This is a genomic window from Corynebacterium sp. ACRPE (assembly GCF_022347435.1).
In the GTDB taxonomy this organism is placed as follows: Bacteria; Actinomycetota; Actinomycetes; order Mycobacteriales; family Mycobacteriaceae; genus Corynebacterium; species Corynebacterium tuberculostearicum_D.
Genome location: NZ_JAKRNA010000014.1, coordinates 25,265 through 41,562 on the forward strand (window position 1 = coordinate 25,265; position 16,298 = coordinate 41,562).

Sequence of the window (16,298 nt, forward strand, 5' to 3'; positions counted from 1 at the left end):
CTGGGACTCAAATTGGGACTTTAGCGATGGCATTTTGTCACTTAAGTCGGTGTGGAAGTGATGCCGCCCGACACGCCCCTAAGCGTTACCCTTCGCGCGGTTGTGGGACATAAAAGGCACTGCTACCCTCAGCCTAGGTATACAAATTCTGGAGCTTTCACTGTAGACGGTGATCCGATTTAATATGTTGGGCGAAACTCTTCTTTTTACAACTTACTTCCTCGCTCGAGAGTCTGACCTTGAACAATTCCATAAACAGTATTTAAAAAGAGTGGATAAGGCTCGAGAGATCACGCAGATACTCTATGTAACTGACGAAATTACACATGGAGGAGATGAAGTAATTCGCGAAGTCATGATGCAAGATTTCCGTAGGGATATGCGAGACTTCGGCACTTACCCATTTGATGAAGATGAATGGGGTTTGTATAGCCTTTCATGTGTAGCTAAAGACGTTGACGAGCCCGCCAGTGAAGGGTCTAACATGTCTAGGCTATGGTATGACCTAGCTTTGGGCGAAGAGACAGTCCCTAGGGAATTTACCAGTCAAGTAGAAGCCGTTAATGTGTCGAGCGATGGCAGAGGGTTCCCTCTGGGATCTATTTGTGCTTGATTGTCATCCAGAAATTCAACGGAATATCCATATGATAAATGCCGTCACCTCTTGATTAAGGCGTCAGTGTGTAGTCTGGGCGACTAGGCTAATCACTGGTGCACATATCCGGTGGCTTCATTTCTGGTACTAAATCGCTTCGCGAAGCACCAATAGCCAAAGTTTTTGACAGTCGAGTAGACGCACGTATCGCGCGATTTAGAGACCCCCACGCCATATCATCCCCACCATCGTTGTATTCCCACACCACTTCTCGCGTTGATCGCCGCGATAATCATGGGCCACAGCCAAGTATCCTCGATCTACAAAACGCTAGACCGTAGGCTGAGTTGTACGAAGTTGCTTCTTTTCTCTTACCTGCATCCTGATCTCGCCATGTATTTGACTGGAAGAATTCTCTATATAGATGACGCGACGGTGGAAATGCAACAGGCTCCATTTGCCCAGGAAGAGTTAAAAACGGTTAGCGATATGGCGGATACGCTGGTGCCTCTTACTATTTCAAAAACACCACTATATGGCTCTAACGATGGCAGCGACGTAGTTCCTCAATGAAGCGTCCTGGGTTTAGTTCCGCTTCTTTTACTACCCCCAAGGCCCGTGGACGTCAGTGGGGGAAGTTGAGTTGGCGACCTTGCAGTGGGTGCCTTGGTAGAACACCAAGCGTCTTCACGAAGCATTGGACTACGCCACCGCGCAGAAAGTAGAAATCGAGTACCATCGCACCCAGCCCGTCAATACGGGGTAGTAAAAGAAACGGAACTAAACCCAAGACGATTCAGATCCTTCCAAGAGGAATTCTATGAAAAATAAGAACGTATTTACGTTAATGCTCTGCGTGCTCGTTGTTGTAACTAGCGAACTGCAAACCGCAGGTATGATGCCATACGTTGCCCAAGATATCAATGTAAACGTTGGAAAAGTGGGCATTTTAGTTACTTTTTACGCATTAGGAATGGCATTAGGCGGTCCTGCGATCGTATTTGTGCTCCGCAAAACGCCCCCCAAAATAGCCCTAGTGTCAGCAATGTTGTTGTACAGCCTCTTGGAAATGCTGACAATTGCCCACTCATCCATACTGTGGCTAACCCTCTTTCGTTTCCTAACAGGATCGCTATCGGGGGCTGTCTTTGGTCTCGCCCTGTCCTTCGCTGCCAGAACTGCTTCTCGAGCAGAAGAAATACCCAAAGATATAGCCTTTGTCCTCAATGGTCTTATGATTGGGGGAATAATTGGAATGCCAATGAGCCATGCCATCGCCGAGTCAGTTGGGTGGCGGTGGAGTTTCATAGTCCTCGGCATAGTAGCTGCAATCGTAAGCGGAATAGTCTGGGTCACCCTGCCATCCCTAAGCCCAGCAAACCACGAAGAAGATGCGGAAGACAGGAAACAGCTTAGGAAGCGGTCCCTCTGGGTTAGGTATGGCGTTAGCTTACTCACAATTGGCGCCGTATATGCAGGTTTTTCATTTTTCACGCCTGTCCTTCAGGAGGAATCAGGCTTTTCGGCCAATACAACGAGTCTCCTACTTCTAGCCTATGGATTGTGTACTTTAATTGGCAATTTTGCGGTAGGAGCCATAGCTCAAAAGGCTGCTACAACTATCCTCTTCGTAGGGCATACGGTAGTGCTTATTTCAATGCTGTCGATTTACTTCTTGTCTGAGGTAAAACTTACTACCGTAGTAGCAGTTCTTGCAGTCGGCCTTCTTGGCGTAACTATGAACCCAGCACTTGTAGCGAGAGTAGCGGAGGTTGGTGGCACAGGAAACATGGTAACTAGCATGCACACAGGTGTTATCACCATGGGAGTAACTGTAGGCACCGCAATAAGTTCACTAGTCATCGAGAAAAACAACGGAGTTGCATCGTATTCCGGTCTCGTTTCAGTGATTCTTGTGATCATGGCTTGTCTTTTAACTGTCATGTCATTGCGACAAAAGGACCAAAACGTCTAAAACCCTCTTCAAAACATGCCTCGACTTTCAGGATAAGAGCATCAATTGAAGTGTCCCAGGTTTTTGTTTCGCTTGAGTAGATGGGAAAATCTTCGAACATACCAAGGAAATTTGACCAGGATGCCAAGGACCGTGTGGGCGGGCCTGGCCCCCGGAAAGTGGACACGTCGGGGGGTAGCTATGCTGCTTGGGTCAGTGTAGCTGATGTGAGTGTTTCGAAGTCATCGGGGGCTAGAAGGCCGCACCAAGAGTGTCGTCTGCGCGTGTTGTAGCGCATGCACCACCGGAAGATTTCCTGGCGGCAGATAATGGGATTGTCGAAGACTTTCCTATCACGCAGGACTTCACGCTTTAAGGTGGCGTTAAATGATTCTGCTAGGGCTTTATCCGCACTCGTTCCTACCGATCCCATTAACTGGCGCACACCAAGTTGGGCGCAGTGGTCCCTAAATGCCTGTGAGGTGTACACGCTGCCATGATCGGAATGGAAAATTGCCCCTTTAAGGCTTCCGCGGGCCTTTCTGGCATGAGACAAAGCCTCGATAACCAGCGATACCCGCATGTGATCCGCGAGTGCATGTCCGACGAGTTTGCAAGAGTAGACGTCGATGACCGTGGCAAGGTACATGTTTTTGCCACCCTTACAGGGCAGGTATGTAATGTCGCCAACATAGACGTGGTTTGGCCTGTCAGCGGTGAATTTGCGGCCTACTAGATCTGGCATGACGCGGTGACCAGGCTTACGCTTGGTAGTGACACATCGGCGGCGCTTGGTAAAGCCTTTGAAGCCCCCTGGCTTTTATGATGCGTGCGACCTTCTTGTGATTGATCGGGCCGAAATCCGTATCGCCGTTGAGGCTTGCAGCAATGCGTTTTGCACCATAAAGCCCGTGCTCATCATCAAAAGTGGTCTTGATTCGTGCACCAATAAGAGCATCGGAACACATCTTTAACCTGCGTTTTTCGCGGGTTTGCACCCATTTATAAAACGAGGAGCGATTGAGCTTTAACACGTGGCACATCCGCTTGACCGAGTATTCGGTTCGGTGGTCATAGACAAACTGGAAGCGGATTACCAGCGTGTCTCTTCGGCAAAATATTTCGCGGCCTTGCGTAGGATGTCGCGTTCTTCGCGCAGCTTTGCGTTTTCTTTTGTCTCACTGGCGGATCCGTTCGGAATCATACGCCGCCTGGGCTTTATCATGCACGGCTTTAATGCACGCACGCTTTCCGGTGCCGTACTTTTTGACCCAAGAATGCAGCGAGGCACGGTTGATACCGAGCTCTGCTGATGCTGCGTTCAGCGAGAGGTCCTCATTGTTCTCATAGACAGCCACAGCATCGCGTCTGGACTATTCGGAGTACCTGGACATGATGGTAGATTACCTTTCTTCCCAGCCCGACTGGGCTAGATATCAGGTGTCCACCAAAAAGGGGTCAGGTCCCGGTGTTCCACTGTGGGCGGGCAGATTCCCTCTGACTTCAACTCGACGATTGCCCTGGCTAGGGAGGGTGCTTTATCGCCGTTGATCACTCTGGGATACCCGGCTGACACATTGGATCTGACGGCCTTGGCTAGGAAACGCTTCGCTGCGGCCACGTTTCGGTTCGGAGAGAGGTAAAAGTCCAGGGTCTGACCACCGGCGGCGATCGCCCGATAGAGGTAGCACCACCTGCCGCCGACCCGGATATAGGTCTCATCCACCCGCCAGGAACTGGCCTGCCAGTCAGGTACCTGCCGGTACCACCGTGTTTGCTTGTCCAGATCAGGGGCGTATTTCTGAACCCAGCGGTAGATCGTGGTGTCATCGACCGGCACGCCCCGCTGAAGTCATCATTTCCTCCAGAGCGCGGTAGCTCACCCCGTAGCGGCAATACCACCTACTGCCCACAGAATGATGCCACGGGGGAAATGACAACCGGAGAAGACACCCATGGCTGTGTCTATTTCACGTCGCCCTTCCTACTGCCCCAACTTTGCAACAGCACCAGAGAGAGCATAAAAGAAACGTAGCGGTTAACCGCTACGCTGTGTTGTGGGGCTTTTTACTTTTTACGGTGCACTAGTGGTTCGTTTCTTTCCTCGGGTGATTGCGACGATATTCCTCGACCAAGTGAGCAATACCCGGCGCAGCCTGGGACAGCATCCAGGTCATAAGCGCTATAAGAACCCCTATGACGATAAGTGTTAACGCCAACCAGCCCAGTGTTGGGCCGATGCCGTTGGCCTCCTGGACGTGACCCCACAAGGCAGACACGCCGTCGGGTATGCCGAGCATACTTAGCAGCCCCTTCCCCAAGGCTCCGACAGCAACGAGTGCGATAGCAACGAAGAGAACACTGGCTGCAATCCACGAGGCAGACTGGCAAGCCTTAATAAAGTTCGTGTTCGACTTTTCCATATCGTCGTTATACTGCTTGCGTTCTGCGCGTATCTCCTCCAGCAGTTTTTCGTTGGACTCCTTCTCATGGAGCAAGGCACTGCGAGCCTTCTTAGATGCTTCTGCTGCCTCGTGCAGGCTCTTAGACTCTTTCGACATTGCCTCAGATACAGCTACTTCTACCAGCGGTTCCAGGCTAGAAGTCAGGCTGGAAGTCATCTGAGCGTTCAGGCTCTGGGCTACTGCTTGGCTGGAATCCTTGTCGAGATGGATGGGGCTTTCGGCTGCTTTGAGTACCAGCTGTTGCATCCTTGTCAGACGCGACATCTGCTCGCTTATCTCGATTAGGTACCCTTTTACCCCCTCCAGGCCGTTGGGCAGATCCTCGATGTTCTTTATCAGACCCAGGATCATCTGCTGCACGTCCACCATCGCTATCTGGAAGTGACTGCTGCTCACGTAGTTCTTGTTTGCGGCGAGATTGCCTTTTACGTTCCTTAATTCGCTTTCCGCTTGCGTCAACCTCGTCGAGAAGTCGCTGGGCAGAGAACTGAGAATATCCCCTGTATTCTCCGGCAGACTCTTCAGTTTCTCCTGCAGCGTCTTGATAGACTTCTCCGCCTTGTTCAGGCGCGGGCTGAGAACCTTCAAGACGTTTTCCATCTTGCCTTTCGCCGCTGCTTGGGCTAGCTCCGTCATCTCGGTCACTGAGACCATGATTTAATACCTCCTGGGTGTAATAGTTTTCTTCCTCCTCGTCATCGAGAAGGCTGGAGCCGTATTTCGCCTCCAGGTCGTCATCATCGGTTGCATTAGCTTGAAGTGCTGCAAGCTGCCGCGCAATATGGGCTGATTGAGCCTCGTTAACGCGCTCGGTCACGCCCTCTAGCGAGTAGCTGCGGCCCAATTTTGAGCCAGCTTTAGCTGCCTTACGCTTTCGAGTACGCCCGGCCTTCGTGGTGTTCGTGAAGTAGGCATCCTCTCCGTCATCGTCGACCAGGGCCACGGTTAGCGACTCACCCTCGGTTTTTGAGTTGGGCTGCACTTTTAGAGACAGGTTGTATTCGCCAGCAACCTCTACTGCCTTCACCAGTGGGTCGTCAGCATCGGCCACCCGTTCATCCGCGCACAGCTCATCCATGCGCTTGCGGGCGAAATCCGCCCACGTGGCTGCGGTCAGCTCATCCACGCCCAGGCCCGTCGAGTCTGTGGACTTGCCCTCCTTGCGTGCCCTGCGCTCAGCAGGAAGCAGCGATATTTCCGGCTCCCGCTCCAAGACACGCATCCCCAAATCGCGCATCAGCTCATCGTTGATATTGCGCAGCTTGTACCAGTTGCGCATATCCCGAGGCGCAGCCTTCTTCGTCTGCGTATCGTGGTTGGCAAAGACGATATGGTTATGGACACAGCCGCTTTTACTGTCGGTGTGCGTAGCTACGGTAAACGGAACTCCCGTGCCCTGCGTCAGCCGCATCGCCAGCTCTGAGCCAGTCGCATTAGCCCGAGCTACATCAGCCGGGTCATCCTTATCCAGCTCGTCTTTAGCCCACGATTGGATATAAATAATTGCTTCGTCAGTGCGCTGAGCCGGAGCATAACGCTCCATTTCTTCCACACTGGCTTCCATGAAGTCCACACCCGACCAACGGCCAGCTGTAGCCTGTGGCGAAAAAGATTCAGCGTTAGGTTGAACCGTGCATAAAGCATCAGCTCGCACCTCACCCTTGCGGGCATTGTCTGCCGTTCCATAGACGGCATAGACCGTTGCCGCGCGGATGTCCTGGCTGTAGTTAATCTTGATTGTGGACAAAGTCCTTCACCTCTTTACGAAGAGAAGAAACCTCGGAGCCAATCGTCTCTACAGCCTCAGACACGGGGGCCACGCCGTCGATATTCGCGCGGCGAGCCAACTGGTTTAGATTGACGCCAATCCGCCGCAGTTGGTCGTTCATCTCGTCAAGGCGGCGCAGCGTGTCCGGGGCCAAGCGCTTTTGCGTCAGCACACTCTCCTCCTCTGCGAGGACATAGAGAGCTTCCCGGAACACGACGGCCTTTTGCACCCCTACGACCCGTGCGACCTCCTCGACAAATCGGTCTAAATCCTTATCGAGGCGCACGGTGGTGCGCGAATATGTCGAGAACTTGTCTCGCATATCCACCTCCTACTTATCAGGCTTACTGTGGCAGGGTGGCCCCAACTGCTTGTCGCAGCCGGGGCCACAGCCTGTTTGTAAGGGTCACGCTTCTCCGGTGTCGGCCCCCTGAATCTGCTGCGCAGATTCAGGCGTACTCGCCACCGTCAAAGACGGCCCTCACAAACAGGCGGCCAGCAAGCCACTCGGGCACCTCCGGTGCCTCGTGGCGCTGGCGAGGGAGATTCTCTCCCTCGACCCTCTGGCCCTACGCTTGCGGGCCATTCTGGCCCGCGTGCTCCGGGCCTGCGGCGGGATTCTGCTGACTCTGTGGAGTCCTCGGAATCGACTGCGGAGCCTTTATCGGCTCCTGCGTTCCGCCGCGAGGTGCGCCCTCGTGTCCCTCGGACGCTTCACGGGAGGGGGCCTCCCGTATACCGATTTCTGCGAACAGTTCCCTTACGGAACCGCCGCGAAATTTGGACCACTTGCTTGAAGGCTCATAAGCGCAGGCGTAGAGAACTTCGCCTAATTGACGCTTAAACTCCTCAACCTTCTTGGCTTCTTCGGCTTCTTTTTGCTCCCGCTCCTGGCGGAGAGCTTCAATCTTTTTTACCGACGAAGCGGTCTGAGACTTCGTAATCATAGTTCTGGTTCCCATCCTTTACTGGTGTCTTTTTCTTCTGGTTCATTCTGGAAAAGTGGGGTGAATCGCGGGTTTTTGACCCGAGGGACACGAGGCTTCTTTTCCCGCGGCGGCTGCGGTGGGTAGCCACCTTGATTCTGCTTTTTCCGCCGCGACTGAGCGCGCTCATCGAGGGTTTGCTCTAGCTGATCAAGCTCAGCGTCAACCTTTTCTCCCTCCGCTTTAAGCTGCTCCAAAGACACTTCTTCTTTTGGGGCGTGCTGGGCAAAATCGTCCAGAATCTCCTGGACTCGGTTGGAACGACGGATAATATCGGCGCGGTCTAGACCAACCAAACCGGCGATAAGCCCCTTCGCAGACTCCTCCGCTGCGTACCTGCTCTCCTCCATTTCCGCGCCTGTTTTAGCTCCACTGCGCGGCGCTCGTGGGGCGCTCGGCATCCGTGGTGCTCGGGGCGATTGTGGCTCCATATGTTCCTCCTTATCTTGGGTTGCGGTGTATTGGTGCCATCGGGAACTCGGTCTAAGCACCCGATGGTTCAAGACTTAGCTGGGGTGCTGTTGCTTGCATGGTTAGCGTCTCTGTGACGATAAAAGTGCCTATAGGAGGGCCGCGAGAAAGCTTCATACCAAACCGACCAGGGGGAGGGGTGCTAGACATAGCCATCACCGCGATTCAGCTCATCGGCAAAGGCACGAACAGCATCCATATCGGCATCGCGTAGCACCGTCGAACGCCGATCCTTCTTGCTCATGTGATCCCACTGCGCTCGGGTAAACTCACCCATCCCCAGAGAGGACAACCAATCCACCTTCTGAGCCACGGAAACACGAACAGCCAAACGGTCAACGACGACGAGACCGGCCTTATGCGCGGCAACGAGTTCAGTGAGTAGGGCACCGTCAGCAGTACGGATACGACGACCCCGAGCAGACTCAAATCGCCTAAACCATGTATCCCAATCGCGACCCGTGCGCAGACATCCGGTAGGCCGGTCATCACCGGTTGTCCCATACCGAACCAACTGCATGTGACCAGCAATCCCACGAGCACGCTTGTAGTCATCAATCGAATCCCAGGCACGAGTTTCAAACCCAGCCATCTCGTTACCGTCAATGATGTCCACCCGAAGCGAGTCCCGTAACGGTTCCCGCTTGAGGTCGAAGTCCAAGGCGGACACCGCAGGCGTGAGGTCCACGGGGTGGAAGTCCACCCGATTCACAGACCTCGACAATTCACGGAAGGGAGGGAAAGACGTGTACGGGTTCGGTATTTTGCCCTCGCGCGTCAGAGCCACGTCACGGAACCAACGACGCTCATCGATAGTCCCTCGTTCAATCCCCTCTGGCACCTTCAACCCGGCCTTAGCTAAAACTCCGTGGTCATGTAGGGAGACATTGCCGCGCGTAGAAAGATTCACGAGGTCATCTTGGTGGTGCTTGATTTCCCAGACAGTCGGATCACCGACAAGAGCCTGGCGCGCGTCCCGAAACACGTCGGCGATGCCAAAGCAATCGAAGTGCTCGATCTCCTCAACCGAGGTGATGAAGCCGTCGGTCGTGACCGACAAGATCGGAATCGTGTTGGCCATCGCCAGAAGAAGCGCGCGGACAAGCGATGTCGTCATAGACGCGTGATAGGGAGAAGTCACAGATGACCCACCGATGGACTCCATCTGCTCGGCCCATGCGTCCCAGCCGTTGCGCTCCGAGACGTCCTGAGCCAACTTTCCGTACACGGAATTCGTGGCAACCTTCACCATCAACTCCTCAGGAGACCCTTTGCCGAACGCCTTCTTCGCAGTCGCACGATCAGCAACCATCTGCTTAAGGGCGAAGCGCAGTGACATCGACGGAGAACCGTCAGCATTATTGAGCAACCTCATGCGATAACCGATTTGCACTCGCACCGCCGCCCCCAACATCAATGCGAGATACAGCTCAGGCCCAGCACACCAAGCACCGTGAAAGCCCGCGTACTCACCAACATCGTCACCCTGCGCGGCACCTGCACCGTGCGATGTACGTGGATACAACACGCAATCACCCTCAACCGTTGGCAGACAAGGGACTTTCACATCGGGTGGAAAGTCCCAACTGACATAGGCGACGACAGGTGTAATAGGCCCAAGGGGGAAATCATCGAGCGTGAGTTCCCGGTCTTTCAAGACCTCCTCGATGCAGCCGGTCTCGTAATCAACATCGATCACCGATGCCATTGCGGACGGGTACGCAGACTGGATGTCATGGTCGAACGTTGGATATGGGTGATAACCCGGTGACAAGCAGCTGTTCCAACCGCCGTGGAACGACATCTTGAACGCAGTGTGAGACTGGTTGGCATCTCCATCGACAGGCACAAGCTCGCGACTGGCGTAGTACGACAGGTCGTCATGCTCCTCGGATGCACTCGGATCAGTCTTAGCCACCAATCCACGGAACTGTATGAGGAAGTCTCTCTTAGAGGAAGCACCCATGTACTGCATGATGCCGTCACGAACAGCGCTCGCACCGGCACCAGACAGAGTGACAGGAGGCACAACGTTAAGACCCCACAACATTGCCAGATACTCGACCACGATGACAGCGTCGTTTACCCCATATTCGAGGAACGTCAGCAGATCGTCACCGCGCATAGCGGTCATGTCCTCGATGGCAACGCCCACATCGAGCTTCGGCACACCACATACGTCACCGAGGACTTCAAGACTCTTCTGCCCCGGAGCCGACTGACACATCGTGTCACGCACCAGCAACGAAAACGGCAGCCAACGGTAGCTATTAGAACCCTTACCAGATTTGCGCATGAACCGGGCAGGCTGCAAAGAAACCAAACCGCCCGAAGCCGATGTCACACGGTGCAGCACGTCGTTGTACTTCCCACCACCACTACGTTGAACCGGGGGCCTGCGAAATGCGGTCAAATCGGCGTTCGCAAAATGGCACGCCAACACCAGAGGGATCGACCTCTTGAACACTGCATCGCGGGTGGCGATATAATCAAACCGGTCATCAGCGTCATCACAACGCACATCACGAACTAGAACGCCGCGAGGATCAATCTGCGGACCCTTGCCACGCGCCAACACATGTAGACCCGCAGCAAGGGTAACCACATACAGCGCATCCTCCAAATAGATGCGATCACCTGCCAGCGGCAACACGACAACCTCCACAAGAACGTCATCGTTGAGTGGATCGGTGCACGCGAACTGGTAACTATCGATGGTGCGCTTAGTGACGTCGCCTTCGGCGTAGGTGAACTCGGTATCAAAGCCGACCACATGCGCCATGCGACCAGTACCCATAGACCGCACCGTCGGAAGCGCTCCAAACTCCACAGGACCGTCACCGGCACGAGACGGGTCAGCGACACACTCTGAGTCGCCATCATTAACCCCTGCAACCGCATCGGCATCCACCGCTGCTGCGGAGCCACGACGACCGGGCGCTCCGGCCCGGCCATTCTGTCTCTCCCCTAGGGGATTTTGGCCTGAAACGACTTTAGGGTCTTGACCAGCAGGAACGTCCGTAGAACTGCCTGAAATCGTGGCCAAGGTCTCCGAGACCTTAGCCACAGATCGAGGTTCACGACGTACCAAAACGGTGAAGTACGACGGGTCAGAACGCCCAGGAACGTCGACGGCAGTGTCGACGAGGCGTGATTGCCACTCGGTGCCATTCACGTCAAGCTCGATGAGTTCATGCTCATGACGCACCGTGTCGGGCGCGTCCTTGGGGGAGATCTCTATGCTCCACGACTCGTTCGCTGTCGTCATGGCCTCTCACCACCGACAACACGCCCATCTAGCCACGCCTCAATATCGGCGATTCTGTAGACGACGAGGTTGGCACCCACGCTGGCGTATCTGGGCCCTTTGCCCTGAACACGCCAGTTGTTGAGAGTTTGAGGGGCAATCCCGATCAGGGATGCCGCTACCGAACTTTTAACCGCAATAGGCTCGGCATGATCGACCAGTTTTAAATTAGAAACACCTTTCAAGGTTTGCTCCAGACATGCTGAAAGGGCCCCGGCCTAGCGGTTATCCGCTTTGGGGGCCTGCATATCCGAGTTGCAAACCTTGGGCTTTTATTCTGCCCGGTGCCTCGGTGGCCAACCGTCTCAAGTACGGCTGATTACATTTTACCCTACTTGTGAGGACAAATCAAAGATCGGCGGAAACATCGTAGCCACGACACTGTCCGGTACAGGGTCGATAAGATCCATCGTCAGTCCTTCACCTGCGGCGAAGCGTCGTCCGGTGCTAGGCCGGTAAAAGGTGAACGGCAACGTTTGATCGGCTTCGTTCTCCAGGAGCTCGAGTCGTGCCAGGAGGTGTTTGCGCGCATCGTGCAGACGCGGGTGTCGCTTCTGACGGCCTTTCGTATCGTTCTTCACAATGGCGTCCAGATACCTTAGTTCACGAGCTACGGCGCGGATTTCACCGTAAGTTTCAAGGGCGGTAAGCAAGAGCTGTGTCACCTCCTCGCGGGAAAGTGGGGGAGTGAACAAATCGAGAGCGTCAACATAAAGCGTGTGGTTATCGTCAACCAACGTGCGCAGCACTTCCTGGCGTCTACGCGCGACGTCGTCGGTAGACCATTTTGCAGGACGTTCTGAAGGATCCATACCAGCAATGATAACAAATTCGTACCTATTACAAAAGTGGGTCTATAGTGGTGTGTATGTCCAAGCAAATACGTGCCGCCAGAACGAAACTAAGCCCTGGGGAAGATTCCATCGATCGCGTCGTTGATGCTTTGCCGCCGCGTGGTCCATACGAAGCGAAAATCACCGTCCGACTATGGGACGGAACGACTTACCGCCCGACAATCCGGGCAAGGACAAAGGGGGAATTCCGGCGAATTGCCGTCGAGAAGCGGGACAGCAAGCTCAACTCGACGTCGACCAATTGGGATAAGAGTAAGAACTTCTCGGCGTTCATTACCGACGTTTCTAAGCCGGCCATCCAGGCGGCACGGCTGCGGCCGAACACGCGCGCCCGGTATGAGCTCGCATTGAAACAGGCCGAAGCACAGCTTGGAAAACATGCCATTGGCGAGGCTGTGAAATTCCGAACTCTCGAACGCGCATTGCAGGCCATCGCCACCGCAAACGGGTCGGAATCCGCACGGCAGGCCCGTACTGTCGTGAGCAAGTATATTCTGGATCAACTCATCCGCGAGGGCGTTATCGACCACAACCCGTTACGCGGAATCAGTATCGACCTCGGCGAGGTCAAGAAGGGCAATAAACCGCAAGGTGGTCACGCCCTGACGAACGCACAATACGACGCCGTTGTAGACCATCTCATTGCACGCGATACGGCCAGACCGTTACCACCGGGTACGGACAGACGAGCAAGCTCCATCGCAAAACATGGCAACGTGGTTGCGCTGGCACTACTACAAGCGGGGACGGGACTTCGCATCTCAGAGGCGCTGGCGGCGACGAGACAATCTGTAAAAGTCGCTAATGGGCAAATCGCGATCAGCATTACATCTGATCAATCCAAAACGCACAGAGGCCGTTCTATCCCGTTCCTGGACAAGCGTGTCGAAAAGTTTTGGTTAAACCGGCTCGACGGACTAGGAACGACCGACCCACTGATCCCTTCGCCAGGAGACAAGCAGGCGCACTGGCGCACCGACAACGCCGTGAAAGCGTCAGCGGTTCTGTTTAAAGATGTCGGCGCGCAGGTCCAGGACGACCACATCGCTTTAATGAGATCCCATGACTGGCGCACGGTGCTCAATAACCGGGCCATCGCGCGAGGGGTGCCCGCCCAGGTGCGTGCAGCCTACTTCGGGCATGACGTCGACGTGAACACGCGCAACTACACGGATTGGACTGATGTCGACGCTATGCGGGGAGCCTTGAATCTCGGTGAAGAAAGTGGGACTCAAAACGGGACTTAAGAGTCGGTAATCTGCGGTAAGGCGCAGTAAGGCCCAGTATGCTTATACCTCTCTAATCAGCAGGTAAAAGGGTAATAACTGCAGGTGGCTCGAACTTGAGGGTGAGAACCCAGAGGTCGTAGGTTCGAATCCTGCCCCCGCTACCAACTTCCAAGCCCCTACCAGTGGAAACGCTGGTAGGGGTCTTTCTCGTTTTATGCTGAAAGCGCCATTTGGTGCACTAGGCTCAAAATCCTGAACCGCGCAATCCCGCAACCGGATCTGCGCTTCACAAAGAGATCACTGCAGCACAATGACGCGGATATGATGATTTTGCCAAGAATTTCGATCCTGACGTCGATACCTATACTTGGAACGACGTGAGAGCCATCGAGGTAGAGGCACACACCTCGGTCGGATTCAGCCAATCTGAAGCGGAAGCACTAACCGATTATGGTATCGAGAAGCTCAAGCAACAAGGCTTGTCTCAACCTACAAATATCCCGTGGAACCCTGGAGTGTTATAAGAGTGTTAATGCAGCCCACCAACGAACAGCTGACGCAATTTCAATCGAACCTCGAAGACGTCGTCACGCCAACCATTGAACAGCTTCACACGCGAATCCAGGAAACAGGGCCCCTGTCATCTGATGACGCAATCAGATTCGTTGCAGATATCACTGCGCTGACAATATTCGAGCTGGCCGAGCGACTTGACGGAAACGCTGACAAAACCGGCGCCCTCAGCTACAGGTTCGCTGCAGCAGAAGGGGAAGAAGTGCGCCTGCCTGCCGAAGTGCTCAGCGCCATCACCGGATGGCTTTCCGCTCCAAAGGATCGAAACCCCCTCGCCGGGAAGACCAGCCATCCGTACCCCTTCGACTTTTACGGAGCCAAAGACTATGCATAGCGATTCCGCACTGCTGCTCATCGGGCGACTGTATGCGAGAGTTTACGACCAATCCATGGACTCGGATGCCGCCGAGCACCTCCACCATCTGTTGAGCAATATTCATGACACCACCGCCATCGATGAGGCCATCTACGCCTACCAAGGCGAAATACTCGGAATCCTGCTGGATTCAGTGAATCAGTCCGACTCGCTCGAGTTGTACACGGCGAGTACGTCGCAGCGCGAGTCTCTCAACTTGGCCATCACCGCCCTCGAAGATACACCTCAGTCTATGGCGGCACTCGACGGAATTGCGCAGTTGGCGCAGGTTGAACCACCAGCTCCCGGCCTAGCCAAAATCGACATCCCCACGGAAAATCTCTCGAGCGACGCCCGAAAACTTTCAGAGCTCGGCCTCCACCAGGGCATCGCCATTTCGGTCCCGCATTTGGGCATTCCGATCTTGGAAGGCGACGAAACCACTGACATCTCCACCTCGTCTACCGTATTGGGCGAGCAACGTTACGCCTCTGCCAAAGCCGTACCCAAGTGGCTGACTCACTTGTCGGAAACTCCGTCCGCTGGCTTCGTTACGTACCAGAATTCGCACGGCGAGACCCTCCAGGTCAAGTTCAATGCCAAGGGAAACTACTTCCCGCTTCTTCTCACGAACCATAACGGAGACCGCCATCTCGACAAACTGCCGTCCGCGAGACAAGCCGAAAACCACATCGTGGCCTGGCTCTACAATTCACAATCACCGATTATCTAGCTGCCACTCAAAAGCGGTTTGGTTCTGTTTACTTTGGAGATAGAAAACTGGGGGGCCTGACCCCCGGCGTGTCTACTTTCCGGGGGTCAGGCCCATGAATGTCATGCGCAGGCTAAAAACGGTGGCCTGATCAAGATAAACTGATTGGTAAGGAATTTGTTGTGAAAGAAAGAACGATCATTCCGGGAATACTTCTTGGAATTGTCTTGGGCGTCGGAACCCTTTATGGCGGAGTGCTCCTGTCCACATGGCTTCCAATACCTTTCGTCTTCTATGGGCTACCTCTACCTTCATTGGTGGCGTTGGGTGTATTAGCCATGTTTGTCTACATGTTGAAAAAGGATCGGCTTAGCGACCGATCATGGCGTGCTTTTGCCTTCACATTCGCCGCAGCTTTCGTCGTATCAGCGTTCTTATGGGTGAGCACAATTTCTGGCTATGGAAACTTCGCATAGCCTATAGATATGGAACCGCTGTAAGGCCAATTACAGTTAGCCCCTCTAGATTGATGAACTGCTCCCCATTCGCCGATGAGGGCCATTTTCGTTTTCTTCGGCGGCCAGCGGCAATGGGCACGGCTTGCACTGGCTCTGGCTGAGGGCGCGCCGGTGCCGCTGCTCGACGAGCCTACGACCTTCCTCGAACCCGCCCACGCGAGTAGTGTTTTGGAGCTCGTTCGCAAGCAAGCCCGCGCTGGCAAGGCAGTCGTTGTTGTGCTGCACGACCACATGTTGGCTGGTCAGTACTCCGACACCAGGGCGGTTATGGACAACGGCGAGGTCATAGCCCAGGGGACTCCCAAGGAAGCACTGCGGAAGGATATTTTAGCCGCAGCCTACGGTATCGATGTAGAAATCTGGGACGATCCTTTCAGCGACGCCCCCGTCATCGTTTCCCGCGCTGTGCTCAAGGGCTAGAGCATTCGAAAGATGAACACCAAAGACCGCAGTTTGGAGTTCGTTCGCAGAGGCTGTAGATGATCGTGGCTAGAGCGGATTTCGGTTTCCG

At 54.4% G+C, this 16,298-nt stretch carries 13 protein-coding genes and 4 pseudogenes; 8 read left to right on the top strand and 9 right to left on the bottom strand.

Features of this window, described 5'->3' with window-relative positions; translation table 11 throughout:
- The first annotated feature begins 169 nt into the window (after positions 1 to 169).
- From MHY13_RS07980 to MHY13_RS07990, 3 genes and pseudogenes are all read left to right on the top strand, one after another.
- Entirely contained in the window at positions 170 to 613 is a 444-nt protein-coding gene (locus tag MHY13_RS07980; RefSeq protein ID WP_239282743.1) for a hypothetical protein, read from the top strand.
- 586 nt (positions 614 to 1,199) lie between these two features.
- Positions 1,200 to 1,361, top strand: a pseudogene (locus MHY13_RS07985) (IS3 family transposase); the annotation flags it as partial.
- 54 nt (positions 1,362 to 1,415) lie between these two features.
- The gene (locus MHY13_RS07990; protein WP_060941904.1) at positions 1,416 to 2,570 is read left to right on the top strand and encodes an MFS transporter; all 1,155 of its coding nucleotides are present in this window, start codon (positions 1,416 to 1,418) and stop codon (positions 2,568 to 2,570) included.
- 178 nt (positions 2,571 to 2,748) lie between these two features.
- On the opposite strand, the pseudogene MHY13_RS07995 reads toward MHY13_RS07990, so the two are convergent.
- The 9 genes and pseudogenes from MHY13_RS07995 to MHY13_RS08035 all read right to left on the bottom strand — a co-directional run bounded on the left by MHY13_RS07995 (position 2,749) and on the right by MHY13_RS08035 (position 12,358).
- Positions 2,749 to 3,907: pseudogene (locus MHY13_RS07995) on the bottom strand (IS3 family transposase).
- Positions 3,908 to 4,008: 101 nt separating this feature from the next.
- A pseudogene (locus MHY13_RS08000) lies at positions 4,009 to 4,506 on the bottom strand (IS6 family transposase); the annotation flags it as partial.
- Positions 4,507 to 4,633: 127 nt separating this feature from the next.
- A complete protein-coding gene (locus MHY13_RS08005) occupies positions 4,634 to 5,110 on the bottom strand; it encodes a hypothetical protein (RefSeq protein WP_204611459.1) in 477 nt (158 codons plus the stop codon).
- Positions 5,111 to 5,147: 37 nt separating this feature from the next.
- Positions 5,148 to 6,761 carry a relaxase/mobilization nuclease domain-containing protein gene (locus MHY13_RS08010; protein ID WP_239282745.1) on the bottom strand — a complete coding sequence of 538 codons (1,614 nt, stop codon included), beginning with the start codon at positions 6,759 to 6,761 and terminating at the stop codon, positions 5,148 to 5,150.
- Positions 6,742 to 7,104, bottom strand: coding sequence for a MobC family plasmid mobilization relaxosome protein (locus MHY13_RS08015; protein WP_204609871.1), 363 nt, complete (start codon positions 7,102 to 7,104; stop codon positions 6,742 to 6,744). The genes MHY13_RS08010 and MHY13_RS08015 overlap by 20 nt, the downstream gene beginning before the upstream one ends.
- A 247-nt stretch (positions 7,105 to 7,351) precedes the next feature.
- Positions 7,352 to 7,729 (bottom strand): hypothetical protein, encoded by a 378-nt coding sequence (locus MHY13_RS08020; RefSeq protein WP_204609870.1) that lies wholly within the window; start codon positions 7,727 to 7,729, stop codon positions 7,352 to 7,354.
- Positions 7,726 to 8,118, bottom strand: a complete 393-nt coding sequence (locus MHY13_RS08025) for a hypothetical protein (RefSeq protein WP_005322336.1) — start codon at positions 8,116 to 8,118, stop codon at positions 7,726 to 7,728. Before MHY13_RS08025 ends, MHY13_RS08020 begins: the two co-directional genes overlap by 4 nt.
- A gap of 263 nt (positions 8,119 to 8,381) precedes the next feature.
- A complete protein-coding gene (locus MHY13_RS08030; protein ID WP_239282747.1) occupies positions 8,382 to 11,507 on the bottom strand; it encodes a hypothetical protein in 3,126 nt (1,041 codons plus the stop codon).
- Positions 11,508 to 11,872: 365 nt separating this feature from the next.
- Complete coding sequence (locus tag MHY13_RS08035; RefSeq protein ID WP_144403109.1) at positions 11,873 to 12,358, bottom strand: hypothetical protein; 486 nt, start codon at positions 12,356 to 12,358, stop codon at positions 11,873 to 11,875.
- 56 nt (positions 12,359 to 12,414) lie between these two features.
- Here MHY13_RS08035 and MHY13_RS08040 point away from each other — a divergent pair, with 56 nt between their 5' ends.
- From MHY13_RS08040 to MHY13_RS08060, 5 genes and pseudogenes are all read left to right on the top strand, one after another.
- Positions 12,415 to 13,647: a tyrosine-type recombinase/integrase gene (locus MHY13_RS08040; protein WP_239282749.1), complete on the top strand. Its 1,233-nt coding sequence runs from the start codon at positions 12,415 to 12,417 to the stop codon at positions 13,645 to 13,647.
- Between the two features lie 514 nt (positions 13,648 to 14,161).
- Positions 14,162 to 14,536, top strand: coding sequence for a hypothetical protein (locus MHY13_RS08045; RefSeq protein ID WP_239282751.1), 375 nt, complete (start codon positions 14,162 to 14,164; stop codon positions 14,534 to 14,536).
- On the top strand, positions 14,529 to 15,290 hold the full coding sequence (locus MHY13_RS08050; RefSeq protein WP_239282752.1) for a hypothetical protein: 762 nt from the start codon (positions 14,529 to 14,531) through the stop codon (positions 15,288 to 15,290). Before MHY13_RS08045 ends, MHY13_RS08050 begins: the two co-directional genes overlap by 8 nt.
- A 161-nt stretch (positions 15,291 to 15,451) precedes the next feature.
- Positions 15,452 to 15,745 (top strand): hypothetical protein, encoded by a 294-nt coding sequence (locus MHY13_RS08055; protein WP_239282754.1) that lies wholly within the window; start codon positions 15,452 to 15,454, stop codon positions 15,743 to 15,745.
- A gap of 99 nt (positions 15,746 to 15,844) precedes the next feature.
- A pseudogene (locus MHY13_RS08060) lies at positions 15,845 to 16,207 on the top strand (ABC transporter ATP-binding protein); the annotation flags it as partial.
- Positions 16,208 to 16,298 lie beyond the last annotated feature (91 nt).

Coding starts and splice junctions, on each gene's coding strand:
- MHY13_RS08030 (WP_239282747.1), bottom strand. CDS start 11,507: ATGACGACAGCGAACGAGTCGTGGAGCATAGAGATCTCCCCCAAGGAC.
- MHY13_RS08040 (WP_239282749.1), top strand. CDS start 12,415: ATGTCCAAGCAAATACGTGCCGCCAGAACGAAACTAAGCCCTGGGGAA.
- MHY13_RS07990 (WP_060941904.1), top strand. CDS start 1,416: ATGAAAAATAAGAACGTATTTACGTTAATGCTCTGCGTGCTCGTTGTT.
- MHY13_RS08045 (WP_239282751.1), top strand. CDS start 14,162: ATGCAGCCCACCAACGAACAGCTGACGCAATTTCAATCGAACCTCGAA.
- MHY13_RS08005 (WP_204611459.1), bottom strand. CDS start 5,110: ATGTCGAAAGAGTCTAAGAGCCTGCACGAGGCAGCAGAAGCATCTAAG.
- MHY13_RS08025 (WP_005322336.1), bottom strand. CDS start 8,118: ATGGAGGAGAGCAGGTACGCAGCGGAGGAGTCTGCGAAGGGGCTTATC.
- MHY13_RS08050 (WP_239282752.1), top strand. CDS start 14,529: ATGCATAGCGATTCCGCACTGCTGCTCATCGGGCGACTGTATGCGAGA.
- MHY13_RS08035 (WP_144403109.1), bottom strand. CDS start 12,358: ATGGATCCTTCAGAACGTCCTGCAAAATGGTCTACCGACGACGTCGCG.
- MHY13_RS08015 (WP_204609871.1), bottom strand. CDS start 7,104: ATGCGAGACAAGTTCTCGACATATTCGCGCACCACCGTGCGCCTCGAT.
- MHY13_RS08020 (WP_204609870.1), bottom strand. CDS start 7,729: ATGATTACGAAGTCTCAGACCGCTTCGTCGGTAAAAAAGATTGAAGCT.